Annotated in this window: 24 protein-coding genes and 2 pseudogenes; 20 read left to right on the forward strand and 6 right to left on the reverse strand. The window is 59.9% G+C overall.

Annotation, left to right across the window (positions count from 1 at the left end; genetic code table 11):
* Nucleotides 1-52 precede the first annotated feature (52 nt).
* The 7 genes from FD02_RS06375 to rplT all read left to right on the forward strand — a co-directional run bounded on the left by FD02_RS06375 (nt 53) and on the right by rplT (nt 5,777).
* On the forward strand, nt 53-1,372 hold the full coding sequence (locus tag FD02_RS06375; protein ID WP_056951245.1) for a purine-cytosine permease family protein: 1,320 nt from the start codon (nt 53-55) through the stop codon (nt 1,370-1,372).
* Between the two features lie 3 nt (nt 1,373-1,375).
* The gene (locus FD02_RS06380; RefSeq protein ID WP_056951247.1) at nt 1,376-2,488 is read left to right on the forward strand and encodes a DUF917 domain-containing protein; all 1,113 of its coding nucleotides are present in this window, start codon (nt 1,376-1,378) and stop codon (nt 2,486-2,488) included.
* Entirely contained in the window at nt 2,488-4,041 is a 1,554-nt protein-coding gene (locus FD02_RS06385) for a hydantoinase/oxoprolinase N-terminal domain-containing protein (RefSeq protein ID WP_056951249.1), read from the forward strand. The genes FD02_RS06380 and FD02_RS06385 overlap by 1 nt, the downstream gene beginning before the upstream one ends.
* Before the next feature lie 50 nt (nt 4,042-4,091).
* Nucleotides 4,092-4,457, forward strand: a complete 366-nt coding sequence (locus FD02_RS06390; RefSeq protein WP_056951251.1) for a hypothetical protein — start codon at nt 4,092-4,094, stop codon at nt 4,455-4,457.
* Nucleotides 4,458-4,627: 170 nt separating this feature from the next.
* Nucleotides 4,628-5,158, forward strand: a complete 531-nt coding sequence (gene infC, locus FD02_RS06395; RefSeq protein WP_056951253.1) for a translation initiation factor IF-3 — start codon at nt 4,628-4,630, stop codon at nt 5,156-5,158.
* A gap of 32 nt (nt 5,159-5,190) precedes the next feature.
* Nucleotides 5,191-5,391: a 50S ribosomal protein L35 gene (rpmI, locus tag FD02_RS06400; protein WP_054723674.1), complete on the forward strand. Its 201-nt coding sequence runs from the start codon at nt 5,191-5,193 to the stop codon at nt 5,389-5,391.
* A 29-nt stretch (nt 5,392-5,420) separates the two neighbouring features.
* Complete coding sequence (rplT, locus tag FD02_RS06405; RefSeq protein WP_056951255.1) at nt 5,421-5,777, forward strand: 50S ribosomal protein L20; 357 nt, start codon at nt 5,421-5,423, stop codon at nt 5,775-5,777.
* A gap of 75 nt (nt 5,778-5,852) precedes the next feature.
* Here the strand turns inward: rplT and FD02_RS06410 are convergent, their stop codons facing one another.
* Entirely contained in the window at nt 5,853-6,032 is a 180-nt protein-coding gene (locus tag FD02_RS06410; protein ID WP_056951256.1) for a DUF3042 family protein, read from the reverse strand.
* A 97-nt stretch (nt 6,033-6,129) separates the two neighbouring features.
* Here FD02_RS06410 and miaA point away from each other — a divergent pair, with 97 nt between their 5' ends.
* Nucleotides 6,130-7,047, forward strand: coding sequence for a tRNA (adenosine(37)-N6)-dimethylallyltransferase MiaA (miaA, locus tag FD02_RS06415; protein ID WP_235806698.1), 918 nt, complete (start codon nt 6,130-6,132; stop codon nt 7,045-7,047).
* Nucleotides 7,031-8,287, forward strand: coding sequence for a methionine gamma-lyase family protein (locus tag FD02_RS06420; RefSeq protein WP_056951261.1), 1,257 nt, complete (start codon nt 7,031-7,033; stop codon nt 8,285-8,287). The genes miaA and FD02_RS06420 overlap by 17 nt, the downstream gene beginning before the upstream one ends.
* 42 nt (nt 8,288-8,329) lie before the next feature.
* On the opposite strand, the gene FD02_RS06425 is transcribed toward FD02_RS06420, so the two are convergent.
* Nucleotides 8,330-10,417 carry an Orn/Lys/Arg family decarboxylase gene (locus FD02_RS06425; RefSeq protein ID WP_056951263.1) on the reverse strand — a complete coding sequence of 696 codons (2,088 nt, stop codon included), beginning with the start codon at nt 10,415-10,417 and terminating at the stop codon, nt 8,330-8,332.
* A gap of 216 nt (nt 10,418-10,633) precedes the next feature.
* Between FD02_RS06425 and FD02_RS06430 the strand changes: the two genes are divergently transcribed.
* The gene (locus FD02_RS06430; RefSeq protein ID WP_235806688.1) at nt 10,634-12,079 is read left to right on the forward strand and encodes an APC family permease; all 1,446 of its coding nucleotides are present in this window, start codon (nt 10,634-10,636) and stop codon (nt 12,077-12,079) included.
* A gap of 77 nt (nt 12,080-12,156) precedes the next feature.
* Here FD02_RS06430 and FD02_RS06435 read toward each other — a convergent pair whose 3' ends face one another.
* Complete coding sequence (locus FD02_RS06435) at nt 12,157-12,909, reverse strand: flavodoxin family protein (protein ID WP_054723563.1); 753 nt, start codon at nt 12,907-12,909, stop codon at nt 12,157-12,159.
* 127 nt (nt 12,910-13,036) lie between these two features.
* On the opposite strand from FD02_RS06435, the gene FD02_RS06440 reads away from it, so the two are divergent.
* The 3 genes and pseudogenes from FD02_RS06440 (at nt 13,037) to manA (ending at nt 15,977) form a co-directional block, all read left to right on the forward strand.
* Nucleotides 13,037-13,906 (forward strand): VOC family protein, encoded by an 870-nt coding sequence (locus FD02_RS06440; protein WP_056951265.1) that lies wholly within the window; start codon nt 13,037-13,039, stop codon nt 13,904-13,906.
* Between the two features lie 15 nt (nt 13,907-13,921).
* A pseudogene (locus FD02_RS06445) lies at nt 13,922-14,905 on the forward strand (serine hydrolase domain-containing protein).
* A gap of 100 nt (nt 14,906-15,005) precedes the next feature.
* On the forward strand, nt 15,006-15,977 hold the full coding sequence (gene manA, locus FD02_RS06450; protein WP_054723434.1) for a mannose-6-phosphate isomerase, class I: 972 nt from the start codon (nt 15,006-15,008) through the stop codon (nt 15,975-15,977).
* Between the two features lie 30 nt (nt 15,978-16,007).
* On the opposite strand, the gene FD02_RS06455 is transcribed toward manA, so the two are convergent.
* Entirely contained in the window at nt 16,008-17,366 is a 1,359-nt protein-coding gene (locus FD02_RS06455) for a Mur ligase family protein (protein WP_056951268.1), read from the reverse strand.
* 139 nt (nt 17,367-17,505) lie between these two features.
* On the opposite strand from FD02_RS06455, the gene FD02_RS06460 reads away from it, so the two are divergent.
* The 6 genes from FD02_RS06460 (at nt 17,506) to upp (ending at nt 23,006) form a co-directional block, all read left to right on the forward strand.
* Nucleotides 17,506-18,084, forward strand: a complete 579-nt coding sequence (locus FD02_RS06460) for a thymidine kinase (protein ID WP_054723435.1) — start codon at nt 17,506-17,508, stop codon at nt 18,082-18,084.
* A 9-nt stretch (nt 18,085-18,093) separates the two neighbouring features.
* Nucleotides 18,094-19,173, forward strand: coding sequence for a peptide chain release factor 1 (gene prfA, locus FD02_RS06465; protein WP_054723436.1), 1,080 nt, complete (start codon nt 18,094-18,096; stop codon nt 19,171-19,173).
* Nucleotides 19,166-19,999, forward strand: a complete 834-nt coding sequence (prmC, locus tag FD02_RS06470; protein WP_056951270.1) for a peptide chain release factor N(5)-glutamine methyltransferase — start codon at nt 19,166-19,168, stop codon at nt 19,997-19,999. Before prfA ends, prmC begins: the two co-directional genes overlap by 8 nt.
* A gap of 5 nt (nt 20,000-20,004) precedes the next feature.
* Nucleotides 20,005-21,021 (forward strand): L-threonylcarbamoyladenylate synthase, encoded by a 1,017-nt coding sequence (locus FD02_RS06475; RefSeq protein ID WP_054723437.1) that lies wholly within the window; start codon nt 20,005-20,007, stop codon nt 21,019-21,021.
* Between the two features lie 53 nt (nt 21,022-21,074).
* Nucleotides 21,075-22,307 carry a serine hydroxymethyltransferase gene (locus tag FD02_RS06480; RefSeq protein ID WP_054723438.1) on the forward strand — a complete coding sequence of 411 codons (1,233 nt, stop codon included), beginning with the start codon at nt 21,075-21,077 and terminating at the stop codon, nt 22,305-22,307.
* Nucleotides 22,308-22,376: 69 nt separating this feature from the next.
* The gene (gene upp, locus FD02_RS06485; RefSeq protein WP_054723439.1) at nt 22,377-23,006 is read left to right on the forward strand and encodes a uracil phosphoribosyltransferase; all 630 of its coding nucleotides are present in this window, start codon (nt 22,377-22,379) and stop codon (nt 23,004-23,006) included.
* Nucleotides 23,007-23,512: 506 nt separating this feature from the next.
* On the opposite strand, the gene FD02_RS11490 is transcribed toward upp, so the two are convergent.
* Nucleotides 23,513-23,761, reverse strand: coding sequence for a hypothetical protein (locus FD02_RS11490; RefSeq protein WP_235806689.1), 249 nt, complete (start codon nt 23,759-23,761; stop codon nt 23,513-23,515).
* A gap of 322 nt (nt 23,762-24,083) precedes the next feature.
* A pseudogene (locus tag FD02_RS11665) lies at nt 24,084-24,209 on the reverse strand (hypothetical protein); the annotation flags it as partial.
* Between the two features lie 341 nt (nt 24,210-24,550).
* Here FD02_RS11665 and atpB point away from each other — a divergent pair.
* Nucleotides 24,551-25,261, forward strand: coding sequence for a F0F1 ATP synthase subunit A (gene atpB / locus FD02_RS06495; protein WP_056951275.1), 711 nt, complete (start codon nt 24,551-24,553; stop codon nt 25,259-25,261).
* Nucleotides 25,262-25,274 lie beyond the last annotated feature (13 nt).

The raw sequence follows: 25,274 nt of genomic DNA on the forward strand, positions 1-25,274 counted from the left end.
AATGATGGGAACCGGCACTCGTCGAATTCTCATGATTCGCCAAGGAGGGCTTATGGCTGCAGAGGCTGTACAAGATAAAACAAAGTTAGCGAACATGACCGATGACTACTCGTTACAACGGGTGCCGCCTGAAGGAAAAACGCCGATGTGGCGCGTGCTCATCGTGCAAATCGGCGGCTTCGTTGCGCTGAGCCAATTCATGCTCGGCGCCGAGCTGGGGTATGGCATGTCGTTTTGGGACGCCATCATCGCCACCACGGTCGGCAGTACGTTTCTTGAATTCATCGCCTTTGGCCTCGGCGTCGCCGGCCAGCGCGAAGGCCTGTCGACCTCGCTACTATCCAAGTGGACCGGCTTTGGCACGCTGGGTTCGGCCGTGGTTGGCTTGACCTTTGGGATCAGCTTGATTGGCTGGTTTGGGATTCAAAACTCGATTTTTGCGCAAGGCATCATCGCGTTGTTGCCCGGCCACGTGAGCTTCCCGTTGGTCGCAGCGATTACCGGCCTGGTCGTGACATTTTCCGTCATGTTTGGCTTTAAGGGGCTGAGCTGGACGTCGAATATTTCCGTACCGGCGTTTATCATCGTCATCGGCATCGCCACTTACAGCATGTTCAAGGGCCACACCTTGACGGCGCTGGTGACGATGGCGGCGCCGGGAGCGGCGCTATCGATGAGCGCGGCCATCACCATGGTCACCGGGAACTTCATCATCGGCGCGATCATCATGCCCGACTTGAACCGGTTCAACCACAACGCCAAAGACGTCTTCTGGGTGTCGGTCATCGGCACGTTGATTGGCGAGCTAGGCGTCAACATCCTCGGGGTGCTCATGGCGCACGCGGTGGGTAAAGAAGACATCATGCCGATTATTTATCAGCTCACCGGCGGCTTTGGGATTTTGCTGGTGATTTTCAGCTCGGTGAAGGTCAACGACTTGAATCTGTACTCCGCGTCGCTAGACTTTGCCAACTTCTTTAAGCAGGTTTTCCACAAGGACTTCAACCGCGGCGCCATCACGGTGGTCACCAGCCTCATCGGGACCTTCCTGTCCGTCATCGGCTTGATCGATCACTTCGCCGATTTTCTGACGCTGCTGGGCTTGGTGTTCCCGCCGATTGCCTCGATCATGTTCATCGACTACTGGATCTTGCGCCGCTCGCGCAAGGAACTTGAGGAGAGCCGGCTGCGCGGCGAGTTGCCCGAGCACGCCGAGACCTTCCCGATTGTCACCATCATCGCCTGGGTCGTCGGTACGGTGGCCGGCGCCTATGCGAACTGGGGCATTCAGTCGCTGAACGTGCTGGTGATTTCTGGCGTGGTGTACTACGTGGGCATGAAGCTCATGGGTTTGCGGAAAAGTGAGGCGTAAGGCATGCGAACAATTGGCGTAGCGGAATTAAGAGAAATTGCCACCGGCGCGGCGTTAATGGGCGCTGGCGGCGGCGGCAACCCCGAAGTCGGCAAACTGATGGCGATTTCGGCGGTGCGCGAACACGGGCCGGTGACCTTGCTGGAAGCAAGCGAGGTGGCGCCGGATGCGGTCGTCACCAGCCCCAGCGGCATCGGGGCGCCGGCGGTGGGCTTGGAGAAGTTTCCCAACGGCAGCGAGTTCAAGTTAATGATGGACAAGCTGACTGAGCGCCTCGGGCATCCGGTCGAGGCCGTTTTTCCCATCGAAGCCGGGGGCATCAACTCGATGATTCCCTTCATCGTCGGCGCCAAGCTCGGCTTGCCGGTGATCGACGCCGATGGCATGGGGCGTGCTTTCCCCGAGCTGCAGATGTCGACGCTGGCGCTGGCCGGCCACCGCATTTGCCCCATCGTGATGGCCGATGAAAAAGGCAACCTCGTGCAAATCGACGTCGACGCGCCGCATGACGCCGAGAAGTTTGCCCGGGCCATCACCGTGGAAATGGGGGCGACGGCGCAGTCGATCAGCGACACTACCACCGGGGCCGCCTTGGCGCGCGACGGGGTGCTGGGCATCATCACCAAGTGTCAGCGCATCGGCCACCTGATTCACCACCTCGGCGACTACGCGACGCCGGCCGCCGCCTTGAGTGCCTTGCTCGAGATTACCTCGGGCACGCGGCTGTTGACGGCGAAAATCACCGACATTCAACACGCCACCAAGGCCGGCTTCAACTTCGGCACCGTCATTTTCACCGGGCTCGGCGCGGACTCGCAGCGTACCGGCAAGATGGAATTTCAAAACGAAAACATCGTCTTCAGCGTTGACGACACCGTGATTGCCACGGCGCCGGACCTGATCACCTTAGTGGACACGGAGACGCTGGCCCCGGTGACCAACGAAGAGTTGAAATACGGCAAGCGCGTCTACGTGTTGGGGCTGCCCGCCGATGAGAAGTGGCGCACGCCGGCCGGCATTGATTGCGTCGGGCCGCGCTACTTTAAGTACGACTTGGATTATGTGCCGGTGGAGCAGCGCATCAAGGCGGCGCGGGAGAAAGGAGTGATTGACTGATGGCATATCGATTAGGCATCGACGTCGGCGGCACCAACACCGACGCGGTCATCATGGCCGATAACACCGTGGTGGCCAGCACCAAGACGCACACCACGCCGGATGTGGCCAGCGGCATTCACACCGCCATCGCCAAGGTGTTGGCGGAAAGCGGCATCAAGCCTGCCGCCATCACCGCGGCGATGTTGGGCACGACGCAGGCGACCAACGCGATTGTCGAGCGCAAGCAACTCGCCGCAGTCGGCGTGGTGCGCCTGGGTTATCCGGCCACCGCGGCGATCACGCCGTACACGGAGTGGCCCGCCGATTTGGTGGCGGCCTTGTCTGGCACCTACAAGCTGGTGCACGGCGGCTATGAATACGACGGCCAACTCTTGACGGCGGTGGATGACGACGAGTTGCGGGCCACGTTCACGGCTTGGCGCGGCAAGGTGCAGGCTATCGCGATCGTCGGCGTGTTTTCGGCGTTGAACCGCGACCAAGAGGAGCACGCCGCGGCCATCGCCCGGGAAGTCTTCGGCGCGGACATGCCGGTGTCGTTGTCGGCGACCATCGGCAGCCTCGGCTTGATCACCCGCGAAAACGCGACGATTTTAAACGCCGGGTTGAACCAGGTGATTCGCCGGGTCACTAGCGGCTTTGCCAAGGCCTTGGCCGATGAAGGCATCACCGCCGCCAGCGTCTACCTGTGCCAAAACGACGGCACGCTGATGGCGTTGGACTTTGCGGCGCGCTACCCGATTCTCACCATCGGCAGCGGCCCGACCAACAGCATTCGCGGCGCGGCGTATCTGGCCAAGCGCAGCGACGCCTTGGTGCTCGACATTGGCGGCACCACCTCGGACCTCGGCGTGCTCGTGCATGATTTTCCCCGCGAGTCCAGCCAGGCGGTCACGGTGGGCGGCGTGCAGACGAACTTCCGCATGCCGGATATCTTGTCCATCGGCTTAGGCGGCGGCAGCATCGTGCGCACCCAACCCGATGGCAGCGTCACCGTCGGCCCGGATAGCGTCGGCTACCAAATCACCGAGCGCGCGCTGTGCTTCGGCGGCGACACGATGACCGCCACGGACATCGCGGTGCGCCTGGGTCACGTCAAGCTCGGCGACCCGGCGCTGACGCAGGTGATTCCCCAAGCCACGGCTGAAGCCGCGGCGGCGGAGATCCAGCGCCTGCTGGCCGACGCCATCGACAAGATGAAAACCAGCGCCGAGCCGGTCGACTTGATTCTCGTCGGCGGCGGCGCGGTAATCGTCACGGCCAAGCTGGCCGGCACCGCCACGACCTACCAGTCGCCGCTGGGCGGGGTGGCCAATGCCATCGGCGCGACCATCGCGCAAGTCGGCGGCCAAGCCGAAAAACTTTACCAATACGTCAGCGTGCCGCGAGCCGAAGCGATTGCCGACGCCACGCAGGCGGCCAAGCAACAAGCCATTGCCGCCGGCGCCGTGCCGGCCACCGTCGACGTGGTCGATATCGACGAGCTGCCGCTGCAATACGCACCAGGCGAGGCGACGCGCGTGAAGGTCAAAGTCGTCGGGCAAATGGCCTGAGTTGACGCAATGGGTGACGTGTGAAATCCTACTTGAGATGAGGTGACGGCATGCTGGTGCAACTGTGGGGCTCGTGGTTGGTGTTGTGGCTGTTGGCGCGGCTGCTCGGCTTAGCACTCATGGTCGGCAGTTTCTTGGCCTTGGCCTGGCTGCCCGGCCGGCGCGAGCAGCGCCTATTTGGCCTGTTTGCCCATGGCGGCCGCGGGTTTTATCTGTTACTATTAGGCGTCATGACGCTGGCGTTACTCGGCGTGGCGCTGCTAGCCAACTGGTGGTTTGCCGCCATTGGGTTTACCCCGCGGTGGCTGGCCGTGGTTGGCGCCATGGGCATTTGTCTGATCACCTGGGGCAGCCAGCTACGCCCGGCGCGGCGGGCCTTGCGCCAGCGATTTTCGGAATCTGATCCCGACGCTTGACGGGCAGGGCCAGGTCCGGTATGATAGACAAGTTGAGAAAAACAAGCAGAAGTTCCCGCTTCTCGCCCACGTGCTTGCACCGCTAGGCTGATAAATCGGTATATAAACCGGCGGGGTCTCTCTGTAGACCCCGCCGTTTCTGCGTTTTCTCGCCAAATTTATGGAGGTGAATTGCCATAGCAAAAGATATGATGGTCAACGATGGCATCCGATCCCGCGAAGTTCGGTTGATTTCTCAAACCGGCGAGCAACTTGGGGTCAAGGATACCCGTGACGCCTTGGCTTTAGCCGAGCAAGCTAGCTTAGATCTGGTCTTGGTCTCCCCAAGCGCGAAGCCGCCGGTAGCCCGCATCATGGACTTCGGGAAGTTCCGCTTTGAGCAGCAAAAGAAAGATCGCGAAGCCCGTAAGAAGCAGAAAACCATCAGCATCAAGGAAATCCGGCTGAGCCCAACCATTGGCGAAGCGGACTTCAATACCCGTTTGAAGAATGCGACCAAGTTCCTGGAAAAAGGGGACAAGGTGAAGGTATCTGTCCGGTTTAGAGGCCGGGCGATCACGCATAAGGATCTGGGTCAAAAGGTCCTCATGGAAATGGCCGCAGCCACCAAGGACATCGCCAACATCGAGGTCCGCCCAAAGATGGACGGCCGCAGCATGTTCTTGATGCTGTCGCCAAAGCCTGACCAACAAAAAAAGTAGTCAGACAATCATAGTTTACGGAGGAAATTGACATGCCAAAATTCAAGACACACCGTGCTTCCGCTAAGCGCTTCAAGAAAACTGCAAGTGGCGCTTTAAAGCGGGGCCACGCCTACACGAGCCACCGCTTCCACGGTAAGACCAAGAAGCAACGGCGCCAACTGCGCAAGTCAGGTTTGGTATCCCACTCAGATATGAAGCGGATCCGCCAGATGCTTAGCCAAGTCAAGTAATCGCTTTATAGTCAGAGGAGGAATTTCATATGCCACGTGTTAAAGGTGGAACTGTTACTCGTAAGCGCCGCAAGAAGGTTCTGAAGCTCGCCAAGGGTTATCGCGGCTCCAAGCACCGTTTGTTCAAGGCGGCTAATGCCCAAGTCATGGTGTCTTATCGCTATGCCTTCCGCGATCGTCGCGCCAAGAAGCGCAACTTCCGCTCCCTGTGGATTGCGCGGATCAACGCCGCTGCGCGTCAAAACGACATTTCGTACAGCCAGTTGATGCACGGCCTGAAGTTGGCCAACATCGACATGAACCGCAAGATGCTTGCCGACATCGCCATCAGCGATCCGACCAGCTTCGCTGCGTTAGCCACCACCGCCAAACAGGCCCTGGCCTAACGCCGACTACCGCCCTCGAGGCGGTTTTTTCTTTGCTCGGGCACAAAAAAAGCACCCGCGGTGGGGTGCCACTCGTTACCCTTGATGCGCGGCGTGCCGCTTGCGGTTGGCCTTGCGCCGGTTATCGTCGATTTCTTGAACCTTGGTTTCAACGGGTTCGATGTAACTCTTCTTGAACGCCAAGACGGAACCCGCCACGGCGCCTGCCGTCATGAATGTGCCAACGAGAAAGCCCTTGATAAATTTGTGTGCCATCGAATTTTCCTCCTCAAGCTGAAGTTTCGTGCTAGCTCAAGTATACTAGATAACGGTGATGAATGTGAAAAAAACAACGACATTGCCACGGGTGCTGATGATTGGCGGCCCGACGGCGGTGGGTAAAAGCGCCTTGGCCGTGCAATTGGCGCAAGCTTTTCACGGCGAGGTAATCAACGGCGACGCCTTTCAAATCTATCGCGGCATGGATATCGGCACGGCCAAAGTAACCGCCGCCGAAATGGCCGGCGTCCCGCACCACCTGCTGGACATCGTCGACCCAACTGAGCCGTATTCCGCCGCGCAATTTAAGCGCGACGCCAAGGCGGCCATCGCTGCGGTGGCCGCGCGCGGCCACCTGCCGATTGTCGTCGGCGGCACCGGGTTTTATCTGAACGCCTTGCGCCTAGACTTGCCGCTGGGCGGCGCGGCGCCGCCGTCGCCGGCGCGCGCGGCGTTGCAGCAACAGCTGGCCGCGCATGATCCCGAGTGGTTGTGGCAGCGACTCAACGCAATCGACCCCGCCAGCGCCGCGAAAATCCCGGCGGGCAATACGCGCCGCGTGATTCGCGCGCTAGAAGTCTGGCAGGAAACCGGCCAGCGGGTGTCGGGGCAGCCGGCGCCGACGCCGGCGTATGATGCCTTAGTCATCGGCTTGACTACAGATCGCGCCGTCTTGTACGCGCGCATCAACGCGCGCGTCGACGCGATGCTCACCGCCGGATTAGTGGCCGAGGTGCAAGGGTTGTTGCAGCGGGTGCCGGCTTCTGCTCAGGCGCTACAGGCCATCGGCTACAAGGAATTGGTGCCGTATCTGCAAGGCGATACTGACTTGGCCAGCGCCGTGGCGTTGATCAAGCAGCATTCGCGGCATTACGCCAAGCGCCAGTTAACGTATTTTCGCCACCAGCTGCCCACCGAATGGTTCGATTTGGTTGGGGACCCGGCGGCCATCACACAAGTGCAAGCGCGGGTCGCCGCGTGGTTAGGAGAAAACAGTGAGTTGGCAAGATGATTACGATCCGAAATTAATCGCCATGGTACAGGCCGTCGATGCGCAAATCGCGCCGCGCCTGGCCGCCTTGGATGACCAAATTGTGGCCAACCAAGCCAAGGTGTTGAAGAGTTTTCAAACGCATCACGTGGCCGAAAGTGACCTGACCGGCTCGACCGGCTATGGCCATAGCGACGAGGGCCGCGATAAGCTCGAGGCGATTTACGCCGATGTGCTTGGCGGTGAAGACGCGCTGGTGCGGCCGCAGTTTGTGTCCGGCACGCATGCCATTGGCGTGGCGCTCTTAGGGCTGGTGCGGCCCGGTGACGAGATTTTGTACATCACGGGGCAGCCTTACGACACCTTGCAGGAAGTCTTGGGCATGGCCGGCAACGGCGTCGGCAGCCCCAAGGAATACGGCATCAGCGCCGATTACGTCGACTTGTTGCCGGATGGGCAGCCCGATTTAGCCGGCATCAAGGCGCGCCTACGCCCGGCCACCAAGGTCGTGGCGATTCAACGCTCGCGCGGCTACGCGACGCGCGATTCCTTCACCGTCGCCCAGATCAAAACGATGATCGACGCCGTGCGCAGCGTGCGGCCGGACATGTGGATCTTCGTCGACAACGCGTATGGCGAATTCTCCGAGGAAATTGAGCCCCTCGACGTCGGCGCTGACTTGATGGCCGGCTCGCTGTTCAAAAATGCCGGCGGCGGCCTGGCCAAAACCGGCGGCTACATCGTCGGCAAGCGTGACCTCGTCGAGCGCGTGTCGTACCGCTTCACGGTGCCGGGTCTCGGCGGCGCGGAAGGGGCGACCACCGGCGCGTTAGGCGACATGTTCCAAGGCTTCTTCATGGCCCCGCAAACCACCGGCAACGCAATCAAAGGTGCGATTTTTGAGGCGGCCTTGTTGAGTAAGCTCGGGCTTGATGTCCGGCCGGCTTGGGACGCCCCGCGCACCGACTTGATTCAAACGGTGAACTTTGGCAACCAGCAAGACATGGTGGCCTTCGCCAAGGCGATTCAGCACAACTCGCCGATTGATTCCTTCGTCACGCCAATTCCGGAGCGGATGGCGGGGTACGAAGATGAGGTCATCATGGCCGGCGGCAGCTTCGTGGCCGGGGCCACCGTCGAGTTCTCGGCGGATGGCCCGCTGCGCCCGCCGTACACCTTGTACCTGCAAGGCGGCCTCACTTACGCGCATATCAAACTCGCCGCGATTGGCGCGGCGCAAGATACCTTTTTCAACAAATAAAAAATCGGTCCAGCGCCTGCGTGGCGGTGGATCGATTTTTGATTATTCGGCGAGTACATTGACGCGGGGCACGCCATCGCTGCCGGTGGTGACGCCTTGAATCTCCGGCGTGAAGCCAGGAAAGCGTCGCATGCCTTCAAACAGACAGTCGAAGTAGGCAATCGCGGCTGGCCGCCAGCGTTCGCCGGGGACGACGACGAAGATGCCGGGAGGATATGGCAGCGCGCCTTCCACGGCGATGCGGCCGGCGGCGTCGGCCAGCGGCACGAGCTCGGTGCCGCCAGTCATAAAGGCGCGGTCGGCGGCCGCGGCAGACACTGGCCGCGCGATGGCGTTGGTTTGTTCAAACAAGCCGCGCTGCTTGGCCACCAGCTCGCCGTCCAGGAACCAATCGGACAAGTCCTGGCACAGCTGGCGTAGCGTCAGGTTGGCGTAGCGCTCGCCGGTTTCGGCGCTGAGTTTTGGCAAGGCTTCGGCGACGGTGCGGTTGGCGAAATAATCCGCCTCGAATTCAGCCAACACGGCGCGCAGATGTTGCCAATCCTGCGGCCGCGACCCGGGCGTGACGAGAAACAGCAGCGAGTTGGGGTCGGCTTTTTCCGGCACGATGTTGTGATCGAGCAAGTAGCGGTCGACTACCCAGCCCGACACGCCAAATTTCTTGGTGTGCGGCAGCACCACCGTGACCTTGCCGGGATCCAGGTACGCTTGGTCGGCTTGCAGCCCGGCCAGCCCGTGCCAAGTGGCGGCTGGCTCAAGCGCCCAGGTCGCTGCCGAATCGACGAGCTGATCCGGCGTAGCCTTCAGCAAATCCGGCGCGTTGTAGGCGGTAAATAACTTTGAGTCGGTGAGGCTGCGCCGAAACGCCACTGAATCCAACACGGCCTGACGCCAAATCGCTTTGCCCGCCGCGCCTTGGTTCAGCGCGACGTTGATGGCTAGCGACACGTACACCGGGTAGGAGTAGCTGGTGGTGACGTACTTCAAGTAGGCGTGGTTGAACTGGGCGTGGCTGATGTAGCGCGCTTGGCCCTTGATGTGCGCGTCTTTTTTATGAATCTGCGAGGTTTGGGCGAAGCCGGCTTGCTGTTTGTGCAGCGACTGGGTGACAAAAATCCCCGGATCGTCGGCCGTTAATGGCACCTGCAGCGGATCCATCGGCGTCATCGCCGGCAGAAAACTTTCGTAGCCGCCCCACGCCGCGTCGAAGCACAGGTAATCGCACAGCGGGCCGAAGCGGTGAATGAGCGTCGCGGCGTCGGGCACGATGCCGTCGAAGGTTTCCAGCTCCAAGAGCCCGAGGCGAAATGGCCGCGGCGCAGCGGCGCGTTCTGGAGCGATGGTGGCCAGGGCTGCGCGCAAGTCGGCGGTGGTGGCGTGGGCCAGGTCCACCGGCCCGATCAGGCCCAACGCGGTGCGCAACGTGTCGAGGTACACCGGCGTGGCCCCATTGAGAATCAAGGCGCTATTATAAAACGACTTGTGATTGTTGCGGTCGAATAAGACGAGGTCGCCGGGCTGCAACGCCGCGGCGGCCACGATGTTGTTGCTGGTGGTGGTGCCGTTGGTGACGAAGTAGGTTTTGTCGGCATGGTACAACTTGGCCGCGGCTTGCTCGGCGGTCAAGGGCGTGCCGCCATGCGTCATCATGTCGCCTAACGCCGTCACGACGTCGCTGGTGTCGCTAGCAAAAAAGGTGTGGCCGTACGCCTCTTCATATAAATAGCCGGCCGGGCCGTGGTCGAAGTAGTGGCCGGCGTGATGCCCCGGCGTGGCAAACGTCGTCGGATCCGCCAGCGCAAAGTTCAGCAGGTCCCGGGCAAAGGCCGGGACCTGACTCGCCGTGTAGGCGGCCGCCGCGGTATTAATCTGCGCCAGGGCCGCATCGTCGAGGGTGGTCAAGGTTACGGGCGCCGGGCCGGCAAACTCGGGCGGGGCGGCCAGGTGACCGCCGACGACAAACACCGGCAGCGGTAAGCCGCTAGCCGCGATTGTCGCCAGCGTCGCCTGGTCGTGGGCGGTGATGACCACCGCGTTGAACCCGCCGATGGGGCGCTCACCGAAGGCCGTAAAGCCCGCGGTTGGAAACTGTGTTTGCACGGCGCTTGAAGCGCCAGTTACTAATCCCATGTTGTCCTCCTTGGGTGGATGTGGCACCCGTTTGCAGAAAATGATTCACACCGCCTTAATCTTACGATATACTTGGCCACTAGTGAATCATTGATTAGAAAATATTCATTCACAAATTTGGGTAGGGGAATCGGGTATGTCACACTTCGGGTATTATCACAACAAGCCGCCTGCCTTTGCAGCCGTTGATCGTCGGCTGTCAAAGGAGGAAGTCTTATGCAAGATGCACTAAATCCCGACCGGAAGTACATGTCTTGGCCAGTGCTTGGCCTGTTGACATTCGTCACGGTAATCGGGTTCGAAAATATTTTTTATCCATTCCAGAATCAAGGATTATCCGTCGTCTTTTCTTGGATTTTCCTGTTAATCGCCTACATCGTGCCTTACGCGCTGATTTCCGCGCAAATTGGCACCACCTTCATTCACGATGGCGGGGGGCTGGCGACGTGGATTCGCCACACCACCAACGACACCTGGGGCTATGTCATCAGCTGGATCTACTGGTCCTCGACCTTGCCATACCTCGTCGACGTTTCCAACTCCGTCATCGTCGCCATGTCCTGGCTGATTCTTGGCGACAACTCGCTGAGCGCGCACATGTCGACGCAGTGGTTTGGGATCTTCACCTTCTTGGTGATTCTCATCTTTATTCTGCTGGAGAACCTGTTCACGCGGTCATTGGAGGTCATGTCCTTGATTGGCGGCGCCGCGATGTTCTTCATGGCCGTGCTATTCGTCTGCATGGCCGGCGCCGGCTTGGCCAAGGGCTTTCCAATTGCCACCCAGCCGTTTAACCTGCATGCCTTCATGCCGCATTTTTCCACGCATTACTTCGCCACGACCGGGTTGTTGATCTTCGCCACCAGCGGCGCGGAACTCGGCGCCACTTACATCCAGCAGCTGCGCAACCCGAAGAAGCAATTCCCCAAGGCGATGTGGATGCTGGCCATCATGACCGGGTTCCTGGTCATCTTCGGGACGCTGGCGTTGGCCATTTTCTTCAACGCCAACCACCTGCCTAATGATATGAAAATGAACGGCGCGTACTACGCCTTTGCGATGCTGGGCAAGCAGTGGGGCATCGGCAACACGTTCATGTACATGTTCGCCGCCACGCAACTCGTGTTCATGTTGGCGCAGCTGGCCGTGTTGATCGACGCCAGTTCTCGGGTGCTGTCCGCCGACACCGCCGTGCGCTTCATGCCAAAATGGTTGCTGCAAAAAAACAAGCAAGGCCGGCCGATTCACAGCTATGTCTTCACCGCCGCCTTGTGCTTGTTCCTGTTGCTGCTAAGCTCGACCTTGCCGGATATCAACACCATTTTCAACTGGTTGTTGAACCTGAACGGCATCGTGTCGCCTTACAAGACCTGCTTCGTGTTCGTCGCCTTCATCGCTTTGCGCCTGCAGGAGTCGAAGTTTGACTCCAGCTACGTGTTCATCAAAAATCAAAAAGGCGCGCTGTTCGTCGGCGGCTGGTGCTTCTTGTTCACCTTCGTCTGCGCGACGATGGGCTTCATGCCGCAAGAAGAAGCCTTTGGGACCGTTGGCTTCACCCATCAGCTCATCATGAACGTCGTCAGCGTCATCGTCTTGTTCGGGCTCGGCTTCATCATGCCGCTGCTCGCCAAGCGTGACCACCACGAGGAGATTGCCGAGTAGGCAACGCGACGCAACCATCAATTTATAGAAAAAGACGCGGGCTCAAACTGAATCAGTTTGGGTCCGCGCCTTTTTGGTTACCGGTGTTTATGCCGCATAAATGTCGCGTAGTGCAACAGGCTGGCCAGCAGCACGAAGAAAATCAACACGAAGCTTGCCCAGCGTTGCCAAAAGCCGCCGGTGAGCACCGGGAAGAGTTGCTGGATGCCCATGGTGGCCAAGGCCATCACGGCAATCATGCCGAATAAAAGCAGGTAGCGTTTCATCGTTTCATCATCCTTTTGTTGTTTCGTCGTGAGTTTGGCGCCGAGGCGCTTCGCCTGTTCGAGTTTGGCCCCCGGCACCGCCTGCATGCCCCAGGTGTTGGGCAACACGAGCTCGGCCACCTTGTGGATGCCGGCGGCGCTCATCGCCTTGTCGATCATGGTCAACGTCGCGTCGGTTTGGTGGGTGAACGTGTTGTCCAAGCCGCTGGCAAAGCAGCTGGTGATACTGATGTAGTGCTTGTCGCGGTATTTGCCGGGCAAGGTGTCCCCAATTAAGTTCATGCGCACCATGCGATGGCGAAACACGTCGAAAAATTGCTTGAATTGGCCGGCTACCGTGCCGAAATAAGTTGGCGACGCCAGCACCCAAGCGTCGGCCGCGGCAAGCTTGGCCTCGAGTTCATCCAACGCCGGATTCGGCGCGTCGGGTCGATCCGGGTGCAGGTCGTATTGGTTCAAGTCGATGAACTCGCTGGTGGTGTTGGCGCCGGCGAGCACGGCGCGCGTCAAGGTGGCGGTTAACCCCGTGGGATCCTGGCCGCCGAATAGGGCAATGATAGACATACAATCACCTCACTGTTATGATAGCGCATTTATCCTCGCGATGCCCCTATTTTCCGGCTTCGGCATCGTATTGTTTCCCAAATTTCGCCGCGTTGGGTATGCTTCTAGTACAAAAAGGAGGGAGACTATGGCAGGAGCGTTAGATACTTTCGCCAACGAAACGCGGTTTGGCTTTGTCGCGTTGAACGTGGCGGCAATTGCCCCGGTGGTGGATTGGTATCACCGCCAGGCAGGCTTTACGATATTGCGGCAGGATCTGCGACACGCCTTATTGGGGATTCGCGCGAATCAACAGGCGTTGCTGGCGGTGCGCCAGCCCCCGCAACCGGTGGCGGCTCACGCGACAGCGGGGCTACAAGCCGTGACCATTATGGTGCCCAACCGCCGGGTCATTGGCAGCGTGTATGGCTGGTTTGCCGGCGCCGATGCTGAGCCACCAGCCGTTTTTCGCACGGGGTTAAGCACGGGCTTTGCGGTGCGTGACCCGGCCGGCAACCGCGTGAACTTCGCGTATGACGAAGGCAGCGACGGGGCGATTCCGGTGAAATACGACTGGCGCGACTGGCAAGAGCGGCCCGCCGCGGCTTCGCGCATCGCGCCGATTCGCGGCAGCAACCACCAGGAATTGCCCACCGGCACCAGCATCGGCGCGGCGGCCCTGGGCGTGACAGATTTTACCGCCGCCTTGCAGTACCTCACCGCCGGCATCGGCTTCACGCTGCAGGGCCAAGCCGGCGGCCAGGCGTGGCTCACCGTGGGGGATGCCACGCACCATATTGGCCTTACCGTCAGTCTGGACAATACGCTCGCGCGGCGCGGCCCCGACGACACCGGGCTGGATTACATTAATTTAGTTGTGCCAACTGCGTCTGCGCTCGAGTTGGTGGCGGCCACGCTTGACCACAGCGGGCTGGGTACCTATCATTACGATGAAGCACGGCATTATTTGAACGCGACCGGGCCAAACGGCATCATGTTTTGGTTCAGCGTCGCTTAGTGGGAGCGTGGCAATGTGGTAACGGTGTGGCAACAACTCAATGGTTTGGTCAACGACCGCCTGACGCCTGGCGTCAGTGCGGCGGTCGTCGCCGGCGCGCGCGTCACCACGGCGGTGTTCGGCGAAGCGACTTGGCAGCCGACGGTGACGCCGCTACGCAGCGGCGCCTTGTATGATTTAGCGTCGTTGACCAAAGTGCTCGGCACCACCAACCTATTTTTACAGGCGTTGGCCGCCGGGCGGGTGGGGTTGGACCAGCCGTTGCGCGAGTGGCTGCCGGCGTTTACACAACCGACGACGTTTCGCCAGGCGCTGACCCACACCAGCGGGCTGGAAGGCTACATCCCGCACCGCGACGACTTGCCACCGGCTGCATTGCGCCAGGCGCTGTTGACGTAGCTGCACGTCGACGCCGGCGAATGCGATCGCCGCGTGGTGTACCGCGACGTGAATTTGTTGCTGGTGGGCTGGGCGCTTGAGGCGGTGTATCACGATTCGATTCAGGCGTTGATCACCGCGCGTGTATTGCGGCCGCTGGGACTCACGCAGGCGACGTTTACGCCGGCGCCGGCGCGCTGCGTGCCGACGACATACGCGAATGGCCGGTTGCTGCAAGGCCGCGTGCACGATCCCAAAAGCGCGATTCTCGGCGCGCACAGCGGCGCCGCGGGCCTGTTTGCCAGCCTGCAGGATATGATTCGCTTTTCGCAAATCCTGATGGGCGTGCTGCCGACGCCGGCGTGGTTGAAGCCGGCGTGGCTGCTGGCGGATTTCACCCGAGCCAAACTCGGGCGCTCGCTAGGCTGGGACCTGCGGCGCGACGCGGCTCACCGCTTGTGGCTGTATCACACCGGCTACACCGGCGGGTTCTGGCTGGTGCAACCGACTACGCGCCAGGCGCTGATTGTGTTAACGAACCGCGTGCACCCCAAGCCGCAGCCCGAATTCTTGCCGCGGCGCGACGCGATTGTCGCGTCGTGGTTGCGCGGGCAGGCGTAGGGGGCGGCCGGCGCGGCTACCAGAGAAAATCATCCGCGCATGGCCTAGACCATGTGGTAAAATGGAACCGATTACGACAACTAACTTTGGAGGCTTTGACGTGACGCAACCATTATTTCTTGAACCTGTTTTCCATGAAAAAATCTGGGGTGGCCGCAAGCTGGAAACCGAGTTCGGCTACCAGATCCCGGCCGGCAACATCGGCGAATTGTGGGCGATTTCCGCGCATCCAAACGGCCCGAATGTGGTCGCCAATGGGCCGCTGGCCGGCAAGACGTTGGACAAGGCGTGGGCGGAGGACCAGGACTACTTTGGCCACCAAAGCGGCAAGGTCTTTCCGTTGTTGACCAAGATTCTCGACGCCAACGCCAGCCTGTCCGTGCAGGTGCACCCGGATGACGCTTACGCCGCGGCACATGAACGCCCCGGCGAACTCGGGAAAACGGAGTGCTGGTACGTGATTTCCGCCGATCCGGATTCCTACCTGATTTATGGCCACCACGCCAAGACCCGCCAGCAGCTCGCCGACATGATTCACTCAGGCGACTGGGAGCATTTGCTGCGCAAGGTGCCGGTGAAGGCCGGCGACTTCGTGTATGTCCCAAGCGGCACGATTCACGCACTGAACAAGGGCATCGTCGTGCTGGAGACTCAGCAAAGCTCCGACACCACGTATCGCCTGTATGACTACGACCGCGTCGGCGCCGATGGCAAGAAGCGCGAGTTGCACCTGCAGCAAAGCATCGATGTGACCACCGTGCCAAGCGTCGACCCGAAGCTCGACATCACGAGTGAAAAAGTCGACGACGCGACGATCACTACGTATGTCACCGCGCCCATCTCGCCATTCTTCTCCGTGTATGGCATCGCACTGGCCGGGCAGCTGCACCAAACCGCCAGCGCGCCGTACACCTTGGTCTCGGTGCTTGATGGGGCCGGCACCTTCTCCGCCGATGGCCAAGACTATCCGGTGAAAAAGGGCACCCACTTCCTGATTCCAAATCAAATCAAGGACTGGCAGTTCTCAGGTAAAATGCAAATCATCGAATCGACACCAGGCGAAACAGAATAAGCAAATAGGCGGCCACATTGGCCGCCTATTTTAATAGCCTTGTTTAATGTAGCCGGCGTCGGCCAGCTTCTTGCGCAACTGCAGCACCGCGGTGTAGGTCGCCAGCACGTAGACTTGCGGTTCCGGCATCGCCGCCACCGCCTTGATGACATTGCCGAGGTCGGGCTGCACCGCCAGCACCGCCGGATCGACGCCGGCGACTTGCAGGCGAAAGGCAATGTCTTTGTGACGTTCGCCGCCGACCAGGTAGCTGGTGGCTTGGTGGCTGGCGACCAATTCCTCGAAGTCGCCGTCCCAGATCCAGCTGGTGTCGATGCCATCGGCGTAGTTGGCGTTGAGTAGCACCGCGAGGCCAAACGGTTGGCTTTGGTGGGTGATCATGTGCAGGACCTCGTTTAAGCCCACGGGATTTTTCACCAGGATCAGGGTCACGGTTTTGTCGCCAATCGCGATTTCTTCCTGGCGGCCGAAGACCTTTTCGTCATAGGCGAAGGCTTGGGCGAGCTGCGTCGGCGTGATGCCGAACTCGGCGCCCACCGCGGCGGCGGCCAAGGCGTTATAGACGTTGTAGGTGCCACCGATTTCCAGGTGATAATCGTGGCCATCGATGGCAAAATCGGAACTACCTGGCGTCAGCTTGTGCACCGCCGTCACGGCATGGGCTAAGGCGGGGCGGGCGAAGCCGCAATGCGGGCAGAAGAAATCGCCGAGGTTGGCGTAGGTCATGCCGTGATAATGCAAGATGTGCTCGCAGCGCGGACACAACACGCCGTCGGTATTCGGCGGCGCCACTTGGTCGCTGGTCTGCTGGTCGCTCAAGGCAAAGCCATAGTAGCGCATCGGGTTTTGCAACTCGCGGGAGCTAAAAATCGGCGCGTCGCCATTGGCAATCACCGTGGCTTGCGGGTTGGCGCGCACGCCGGCGAGAATCTTCTCGTAGGTCGTGTAAAACTCGCCGTAGCGGTCCATTTGGTCGCGGAAAATATTCGTCAACACGAAGGCCTTGGGGTGCAAGGCCGCGGCCACCGGCGCGACGTTGGCCTCGTCGACCTCCAGCACCGCCAAGCCGCGTTCGCCACTTTTGCCATGAGCCAAAAACGCGGCGATGATGCCTTGCATCATGTTGCTACCGGTGGGGTTGGTGAGAATGTCGGGGTAGCGCTGGCGCAAGACTTTCACGATGAGGTTGGTGGTCAGGGTCTTGCCGTTGGTGCCAGTGACGATGATGACGTCGTAGTTGGCGCCGAGGCTGGCCAACACGTTGGGGTCGATTTTGCTGGCGAGCTTGCCCGGTAGCGAGCTGCCGCCATGGGTCACATGGTGCAAGAACCAGTAGCTGCTGCGGCCTAGCCAGGTGGCAAGGCCCGCTTTCAATGAATTCGTGGACACGGCGATCTTCCTTTCGGCAAAGTGCTAGGTCAATTGTAGCATACGGTTTCGGGGAATACTTTGCCGCCGCGGTGTCAATCGCCATGAAAATTCGGTATACTGATACCGGACGTTTTTAGCAAACGAAGGAGAGCTAACGGTGGCACAACTTTATTTTCGCTACGGCGCGATGAACTCGGGGAAATCCATCGAGATTCTCAAGGTCGCGCATAATTATGAGGAACAACATAAACCCGTGATCCTGCTGACCAGCGCGCTGGACAACCGCGCCGGCGTCGGCGTGATCGCTAGCCGCATCGGTCTGGAGCGCCCGGCCCAGCCCGTCGCCGGCGACACCGATATTTTCGCCTTGGTGCAGCAGCTGAACGCGGCTGCGTATTGCGTGTTGATCGACGAGGCGCAATTCTTGCAGAAGCATCACGTCTTCGAATGCGCGCGGGTGGTCGACGAGCTGCACATTCCCGTGATCGCCTTTGGGCTGAAGAACGATTTTAAAAACGAATTGTTCGAAGGCTCGCGGTACTTGTTGCTGTACGCCGATAAAATCGAGGAAATGAAGACGATTTGCTGGTTCTGCGCCAAAAAGGCCACGATGAACCTGCGCGTGCACGACGGCAAGCCGGTGTATGCCGGTGAACAGGTGCAAATCGGCGGCAACGAAAGTTACTTCCCGGTGTGCCGCCACCACTACTACTTCCCGCCGGCCAAGTTGGCATAAGGAGACAAGATGGACAAGATTTTTGAACAATTAGACGGCTTGTTGGACCGCTACGACGAGCTGCAGGAATTGATGAGCGATCCTGAGGTGCTCGCCGACACCAAGCGCTACATGGCCTATTCCAAAGAAGAAGGCAGCATGCGCGAAGTCGTCGCCGCCTACAAGCGCTACAAGCAGGTGAAATCAGACATCGCCGAAAGCGACGAGGTGTTGCGCGAAAGCCACGACCCCGAGCTGTCCGATTTGGCCAAAGAAGAGCTCAACGAACTGCGCCCCGAGCTGGCTAAGCTGGAAGACGAGATTAAGCTGTTGATGCTGCCGAAGGACCCGAACGACGACAAAAACATCATCATGGAAATCCGCGGCGCGGCTGGTGGCGACGAGGCGTCGCTGTTTGCCGGCGACTTGTTGTCGATGTACATGAAGTACGCCGAGAAACAAGGCTGGACCACCGAAATCGTCGACGAAACGCCGACGGAAGTGGGGGGCTACAAGGAAGTCGCCATCATGATCACCGGCGATTCCGTCTACTCCAAGCTCAAATACGAAAGCGGCGCCCACCGCGTGCAGCGCGTGCCGGTGACCGAATCCGCCGGGCGCGTGCACACCAGCACCGCCACGGTGGTGGTGATGCCCGAGTATGACGAAGTCGATTTGGACATCGACCCCAAGGACATTCGCACTGATGTGTATCGCTCCAGCGGTGCCGGCGGTCAGCATATCAACAAGACCTCCAGTGCCGTGCGGATGACCCACCTGCCCACCGGCATCGTGGTCACCATGCAAGACCAGCGCTCCCAGCAGCAAAACCGGGAAAAGGCCATGCAGATTCTGAAGAGCCGGGTGTATGACTACTACGAAAGCCAAAACGAATCCGAATACGCCGACAAGCGCAAAACGGCCATCGGTACTGGCGACCGCTCCGAGCGGATTCGCACCTACAACTACCCGCAAAACCGGGTCACCGACCACCGCATCGGCTTGACGCTGAACAAACTCGACCGCATCATGAACGGCGAGCTCGACGATATTATTTCCGCGCTCATCGTCCAGGATCAAACCAAGCAGCTGGAACAAATCAATGACTAAGACGATTCAAGAGGCGCTCCGCTGGGCGTCTTCTTTATTAGGACCAGTCGGCGCCGATGCCGACGGGGCGCGCTACGTGCTCGAAATGCGGCTGGACTGGTCGCCCAGCCAGCTGCAGCTGCACGCCCATGACGCCTTGACCGCGGCGCAGTGGACGCAGTTTGAAGCGGACGTCGCGCGGCTGGCCAAGTTCGAGCCGGCGCAATACGTCGTCGGCGTCGCGCCGTTTTTCGGCGACTTATTTAACGTGACGCCAGCGGTGTTGATTCCGCGATTTGACACGGAGGAGCTCGTGGCCTGGGCCGCCGCCGAGCAACAGGCGGCCGCCACCGGGTTAGACCTCGGCACCGGCAGCGGTGCCATCGGCCTCACGCTGGCCAAGCAGCTGCCCGACGTGGCGATGACGTTAAGCGACGTGTCGCCGGCGGCCTTGGCGGTGGCGCAAGCCAACGCCAAGCGACTGAATCGACACGTAACGTTGGTGGCAAGCGACATGTTTGCCGCGCTGCCGGAGCGATTTGATTTCATCGTCAGCAACCTGCCGTACATCAGCCACGCCGAGGAAGCGGTGATGGATGAAAGCACCAAGCGCTACGAGCCGGCGCTGGCGTTATACGCCGAGCACGCCGGCTTGGCGTTGTTCGAGCGCTTTGTCGTCGCCTTGCCGCAACACCTCAACGCCGGCGGGGCGGCGTATTTGGAATTTGGCTACCACCAGCGCGCGGCGTTGGCCGCCTTGGTGGCCGATGAGCTGCCGGGCTGGCAGGCGGAATTTCGCCGCGACTTGGCCGGGCAGGATCGCATGTTGAAGCTAACAAAGGAGTGAGCACCATGAAAACGAATCGTTTTACGCCGGCGCAAATTACAGAAGCTGCCGCGCTGTTGAAGGCCGGAGAAGTCGTCGCGTTTCCCACCGAAACCGTCTATGGCTTAGGCGCCATCGCCACGGATCCGAAGGCCGTGGCCAAGGTGTTTGCCGCCAAGCACCGCCCGGCGGATAATCCCTTGATCGTCACGGTGGCCACCACCGCCATGGTGGCGGAATACGCCACCATCACGCCGGCCGCGCAGCAATTGATGACCGTGTTTTGGCCGGGGCCGCTGACGATTATTTTGCCGGTGTTGCCCGGACGCCTGCCGGCGGTGGTCACCGGCGGCTTGAGCACCGCAGCGTTTCGCCTACCGGCCAGCGCCGTGACCCGCGACTTGATTGCGGCCACCGGTGTGCCGATCGTCGGGCCTAGCGCCAACTTGTCGACGAAGCCGAGTGCCACCAAGGCCGAGCATGTGCTACACGATTTTGACGGCGTCATCGCCGGCGTGGTCGACGCCGGGCCGACGCCGGTGGGGGTGGAGTCAACGGTGATCGACATGACCGTGACCCCGCCAGCCATTCTTCGGCCGGGCAAGCTGGGCCCCGCCGACCTCGAGCCGATTATTGGCCCGGTGCAGGCGGATCATCACCACGTGGCCGCCGGCGAGACCCCGAAGGCCCCGGGGATGAAGTACAAGCATTACGCCCCGGCGGCGCAAGTCGTCATCGTCGACGCACCGGCAGACTGGCCCGCCGCCTTGGCCTGGGCCAAGGCGAGTGGCACGGCGTATGGCGTGTTGGCCAGCCCGGCGATTTTGGCCACCGTGCCGAGTGGCGTGCCGACATATGCGCTAGGCGGAGATATTCAAGCCGCGACGCATAACTTGTTTGCCGGCTTGCGGTGGTTTGATTTGCACCCCAGCGTCAGCTTGGTCTTGGCCCAGGCGTATCCGGCCACGGGGCTGGGCGCGGCGTACATGAACCGGCTGGACAAATCCGCCGGCGGGCGCCACTTCGCGCAAGAGCAGGCGTAAGTTTTTTGGTATACTGACAGTGTTGGTTGTCGCCCCAGGATGGAGGAATCAGCATGGCCTTTAACGAATACGATCCGGCGGTGTTTGCCGCCATTGACGACGAAGCAGCCCGGCAGGAACACAATATTGAACTCATCGCCTCGGAAAACATCGTCAGCGCCGCCGTGCGCGCCGCGCAAGGTAGCGTGTTGACCAACAAATATTCCGAAGGCTACCCCGGCCACCGATATTACGGCGGCAATCAGTTCATCGACAAAATTGAGCAGCTGGCCATCGACCGCGCCAAGGCGTTGTTCGGCGCCGAGTACGCCAACGTGCAGCCGCACTCCGGCTCACAGGCCAACATGGCCGCTTACCGCGCCTTTTTGCAAGACGGCGATCGGGTGTTGGCGATGGACTTAACCGACGGCGGGCACCTCACGCATGGCTCCCCGGTGAATTTCTCCGGCCAAACCTACCATTTTTATCACTACGGGTTGAACCCTGACACCGGGTATCTGGATTATGCGCAAATCGCGCAACTGGCCAGCGAGCTACACCCGCGGCTAATCGTGGCGGGGGCCTCGGCGTATTCGCGGGCCATCGACTTTGCGCGCTTCCGCGAGATTGCCGATAGCGTCGGCGCCTTTTTAATGGTAGATATGGCCCACATCGCCGGCCTGGTTGCCGGCGGGGCGCACATGAATCCCGTGCCTTACGCCGATGTGGTCACCACCACCACGCACAAAACGCTGCGCGGCCCGCGCGGCGGCATGATCTTGGCCAAGGCCACCTACGGCAAGGCCATCGACTCGGCGTTGTTCCCCGGCATTCAAGGCGGGCCGCTGGATCACGTTATCGCCGCCAAAGCCGTGGCGCTTGGCGAGGCGCAGCGCCCGGAGTTCACCACGTATGCCCACCAAGTCGTCGCCAACATGCAGGCGATGTGCGAGGGCTTTGCGGCAGACGACCGCCTGAAAATGATCAGCGGCGGCAGCGATAATCATTTGGTGTTGCTGGACGTCACCGGCTACGGCGTGACCGGCCGCGAGGTGCAAGACCTGCTGGATAGCGTCGACATCACCACCAACAAGAATCAGATCCCTGGGGAAACCAACGGGCCGTTCAAAACCAGCGGCATTCGCGTTGGCACGGCGGCAATCACCACCCGCGGCTTCACGCCTGAGGAGTGCCGGCAGGTGGCGACGTTGATCAGTGCCGCCATCCAAAATCGGACCGATCAAAATAAACTTGATGAAATTCGGCAATCAGTCCTTGCATTGACCCATGCCCATCCCTTATCATAGATAAGGTTTTGAGCAAAATTTAGATTTTGCCGGGTAACTTGCACCACACTATTAAGGAGGGCCACTTGCATGGGCAAATTTACGGTTTTGAACCACCCGCTGATCCAGCATAAGCTGACGCTGATCCGGGACAAAAACGTCGGGACCAAGGAGTTCCGAGAAGTCGCCAACGAGATCGCGGAGTTGATGGTTTACGAAATCACGCGCGACTTACCACTGGAAGACGTGGAAGTCGAGACGCCAATGGGCAAAACGGTCCAAAAGAAACTCGCCGGCAAAAAGCTGGCCGTCGTGCCGATTCTGCGCGCCGGGCTGGGGATGGTTGACGGGGTCTTGGAACTGATTCCCGCCGCTAAGGTTGGCCACATCGGCATGTACCGTGACGAAAAAACGCTGCAGCCGCACGAGTACTTCGTCAAGATGCCGCCTGACATCGGCCAGCGCGACTTGATCATCGTCGACCCGATGCTTGCCACGGGTGGCAGTGCCAACATGGCCATCGAGGCGTTGAAGAAGCGCGGGGCCCAAAGCGTCCGCCTCGTGGTGCTGGTGGCCGCTCCGGAAGGCGTTAAGGCCGTGCAAGAAGCACACCCCGATGTCGACATTTATGCCGCCGCCTTGGATGACCACCTCAATGAAGATGGCTACATCGTACCCGGCTTGGGCGATGCCGGCGACCGGTTATTCGGAACGAAATAAGCAACAAGGTCTCAGCCAATTTGGCTGAGGCCTTTTCTTGTGGGGCGGTGCCGAACGATAGCCAATCGGCGCGGTGGCTTGGTTGGGGCGGCGTGGCTAGGCTAAAATTTCGCGGTCAATCTTGCGCTAGATATTTTTGAATTATTGCGCAGAAAACGCCGAAAAAGATCGATTTTGGTGGCAATAAAAACCGGCTGAAGTCGTTGTGCTGCAAGGGATACAGCCGTTTTCCCGCCAACTTGTGTGCGCTCAGTTGATTCAGCTGACCGATTGTCCAGCTTCGCGGTCGTATGCAGTCGTCTCGTGCGCGTGATTTTTCGCGGCCAGGCGCTGGCGACCGGGCGCGGCAAGGCTTTGCGCCGATTTTGGGCAAAAAGTTCTTCATGGGCACTTTACGGTCAATATACAGTGCCCACCTGGGGCATTTTAGGTTTATGCAATGAGCATGCAGCCAGCCGCCAAGGCGGCTAATTGCGTAAAAGCCGAATGCGCCCAGGCTGCGCAGATTAATTGGTCGCCTGGCCCCAAGTCGTCGAGCCCCACTTATTGAGGTGGCCGGACGCCAAGGCGGCGCTATTCAGTTCTGCCTGGGCCTGCCAGCCGGCCAGCTGGGCCATCACGGTGCGCACGACCCACTCGGGATGCGGCGCCGCCATTTGCTGAAGCGCCCCGGCTGGCCGCGCGCGGTTCGGCACGGCGCGCACCGTCGCCAGCGCCAGCACCTGCGGCGTCACCGTGAGCCACGCGGCGGCCATAGCCGGGCATGAAAAACGGTAGGCGCGCATCGAGCTCGCTACCAGCCGGCGCGGCGAGTGCGTCCAACTGGTTGAGCAACTGCGCCTGGCGGCCGCTGACCAAGCCAGCCAATATTGCCGGCAGGCCCGCGATGAGATGGGCCAGCCGCGGCTCGTTGGTGGTGTAGCGAATCAGGTGCTGACGGATTTTTTCTTCATTAAAAGGGAGCAAGGCTTTCAGCGACATGGTGCACCAGCGCGCATATTCTTCGCGCAACACGTCGCCGAAGATTTCCTCCTTGTTGCGATAACAGCGAAAGATCATGCGTCGGTCGTAGCCGCTCTTGGTGACGAGCTGGTTGACGAGGGTGGCGGAGTAGGGTGCGGCTGCAATGACGGCGCGGGCGGCTTGGTGAATTTCGGTGCGCCGGCGGGCAATTTCTGCTTGGGCAAGGGGTTGTCTGGTCATGTCATCACCTCGTTGTCACTATACTAACCGAAGCGAAATCCGGCAAATAATCCGATGAGCAGCTGCCGAATAATTTGACTGTGGCTGACTTGCCAGGGGCCAGGGGCGGCGTGGTATGGTGGAATTTAGGCAGGTGAACACGAAAGCGGTGCCGTGTTGTCTTTCTGAAAACGGCCGCAGCATCGCGGTGAAATATTCACTTTGCCTTTTGTTTTTTGCCTCGTTTGGTGTTAGAGTAATGCTTGTGTGTTGCGCAGGTTCGCCTGCATGCGTTATGAGTTTGGAAACAATCAGCGCTCTGTCTCAGAACGTTCGTTGCTTCTGTGAAGGAGGTGAATTCTGTGAAAGAAAGCTTTCCCTATTTCGAGCTGTTTGGGGTGAAATTTAACCCCGCCAACGATATCGCCATCATCGTCTCAGCCATCCTGACGTTTTGCCTGCTTTATTGGCTGGCGCGCAAGCCGCAACTGCGGCCACATGGTAAGCAAAACGTGCTGGAGTACCTGATTGAATTTACGAACGGTATCGTCAAAGGGGCCATGCCCGGCAGCGAAGGCAGCCAGTTTGGACTCTTCGCGTTAGTCTTGTTCGTCTTCATCTTTATCAACAACCAAATCGGATTGATTTTCCAAGTTGATGTGAATGGCGATACTTGGTTCCGCTCCGCCACCGCCGATCCGGTGATCACCTTAGGCCTGGCCATGATCGTCTTGGTCATGTCCCACTTCTTCGGGGTTGCCGCCAACGGGTTCAAGGGGTATTTAAAGGGATTTGCTTCGCCAGTCGCATTTTTACTGCCCATCAACTTGATTGAAGAGTTTACGAACTTCGTCACGTTGTCGTTGCGACTTTACGGGAACATTTACGCCGGGGAAGTGCTGTTGCTGCTGATTCGGCAGTTAGCCTTTTCCGGTGGGCCGCTCGCGCTGGTGTCAGGATTCCTGCTAGAAATTATCTGGCAAGGATTCTCAGTGTTCATTGGTTCGATCCAAGCGTATATTTTCGTCACTCTTGGGATGGTTTACACGTCTCATAAAGTCATTTCCGAATAATAGGAGGAAGAAA

This window comes from Lacticaseibacillus nasuensis JCM 17158, from assembly GCF_001434705.1.
Classification (GTDB): Bacteria; Bacillota; Bacilli; order Lactobacillales; family Lactobacillaceae; genus Lacticaseibacillus; species Lacticaseibacillus nasuensis.

What these genes read in the sequence shown, in the direction of transcription:
- FD02_RS06375 (WP_056951245.1), top strand. Translation starts at nt 53, where the DNA reads ATGGCTGCAGAGGCTGTACAAGATAAAACAAAGTTAGCGAACATGACC.
- FD02_RS06380 (WP_056951247.1), top strand. Translation starts at nt 1,376, where the DNA reads ATGCGAACAATTGGCGTAGCGGAATTAAGAGAAATTGCCACCGGCGCG.
- FD02_RS06385 (WP_056951249.1), top strand. Translation starts at nt 2,488, where the DNA reads ATGGCATATCGATTAGGCATCGACGTCGGCGGCACCAACACCGACGCG.
- FD02_RS06390 (WP_056951251.1), top strand. Translation starts at nt 4,092, where the DNA reads ATGCTGGTGCAACTGTGGGGCTCGTGGTTGGTGTTGTGGCTGTTGGCG.
- rpmI (WP_054723674.1), top strand. Translation starts at nt 5,191, where the DNA reads ATGCCAAAATTCAAGACACACCGTGCTTCCGCTAAGCGCTTCAAGAAA.
- rplT (WP_056951255.1), top strand. Translation starts at nt 5,421, where the DNA reads ATGCCACGTGTTAAAGGTGGAACTGTTACTCGTAAGCGCCGCAAGAAG.
- FD02_RS06410 (WP_056951256.1), bottom strand. Translation starts at nt 6,032, where the DNA reads ATGGCACACAAATTTATCAAGGGCTTTCTCGTTGGCACATTCATGACG.
- miaA (WP_235806698.1), top strand. Translation starts at nt 6,130, where the DNA reads ATGATTGGCGGCCCGACGGCGGTGGGTAAAAGCGCCTTGGCCGTGCAA.
- FD02_RS06425 (WP_056951263.1), bottom strand. Translation starts at nt 10,417, where the DNA reads ATGGGATTAGTAACTGGCGCTTCAAGCGCCGTGCAAACACAGTTTCCA.
- FD02_RS06430 (WP_235806688.1), top strand. Translation starts at nt 10,634, where the DNA reads ATGCAAGATGCACTAAATCCCGACCGGAAGTACATGTCTTGGCCAGTG.
- FD02_RS06435 (WP_054723563.1), bottom strand. Translation starts at nt 12,909, where the DNA reads ATGTCTATCATTGCCCTATTCGGCGGCCAGGATCCCACGGGGTTAACC.
- FD02_RS06440 (WP_056951265.1), top strand. Translation starts at nt 13,037, where the DNA reads ATGGCAGGAGCGTTAGATACTTTCGCCAACGAAACGCGGTTTGGCTTT.
- prfA (WP_054723436.1), top strand. Translation starts at nt 18,094, where the DNA reads ATGGACAAGATTTTTGAACAATTAGACGGCTTGTTGGACCGCTACGAC.
- prmC (WP_056951270.1), top strand. Translation starts at nt 19,166, where the DNA reads ATGACTAAGACGATTCAAGAGGCGCTCCGCTGGGCGTCTTCTTTATTA.
- FD02_RS06475 (WP_054723437.1), top strand. Translation starts at nt 20,005, where the DNA reads ATGAAAACGAATCGTTTTACGCCGGCGCAAATTACAGAAGCTGCCGCG.
- FD02_RS06480 (WP_054723438.1), top strand. Translation starts at nt 21,075, where the DNA reads ATGGCCTTTAACGAATACGATCCGGCGGTGTTTGCCGCCATTGACGAC.
- upp (WP_054723439.1), top strand. Translation starts at nt 22,377, where the DNA reads ATGGGCAAATTTACGGTTTTGAACCACCCGCTGATCCAGCATAAGCTG.
- FD02_RS11490 (WP_235806689.1), bottom strand. Translation starts at nt 23,761, where the DNA reads ATGGCCGCCGCGTGGCTCACGGTGACGCCGCAGGTGCTGGCGCTGGCG.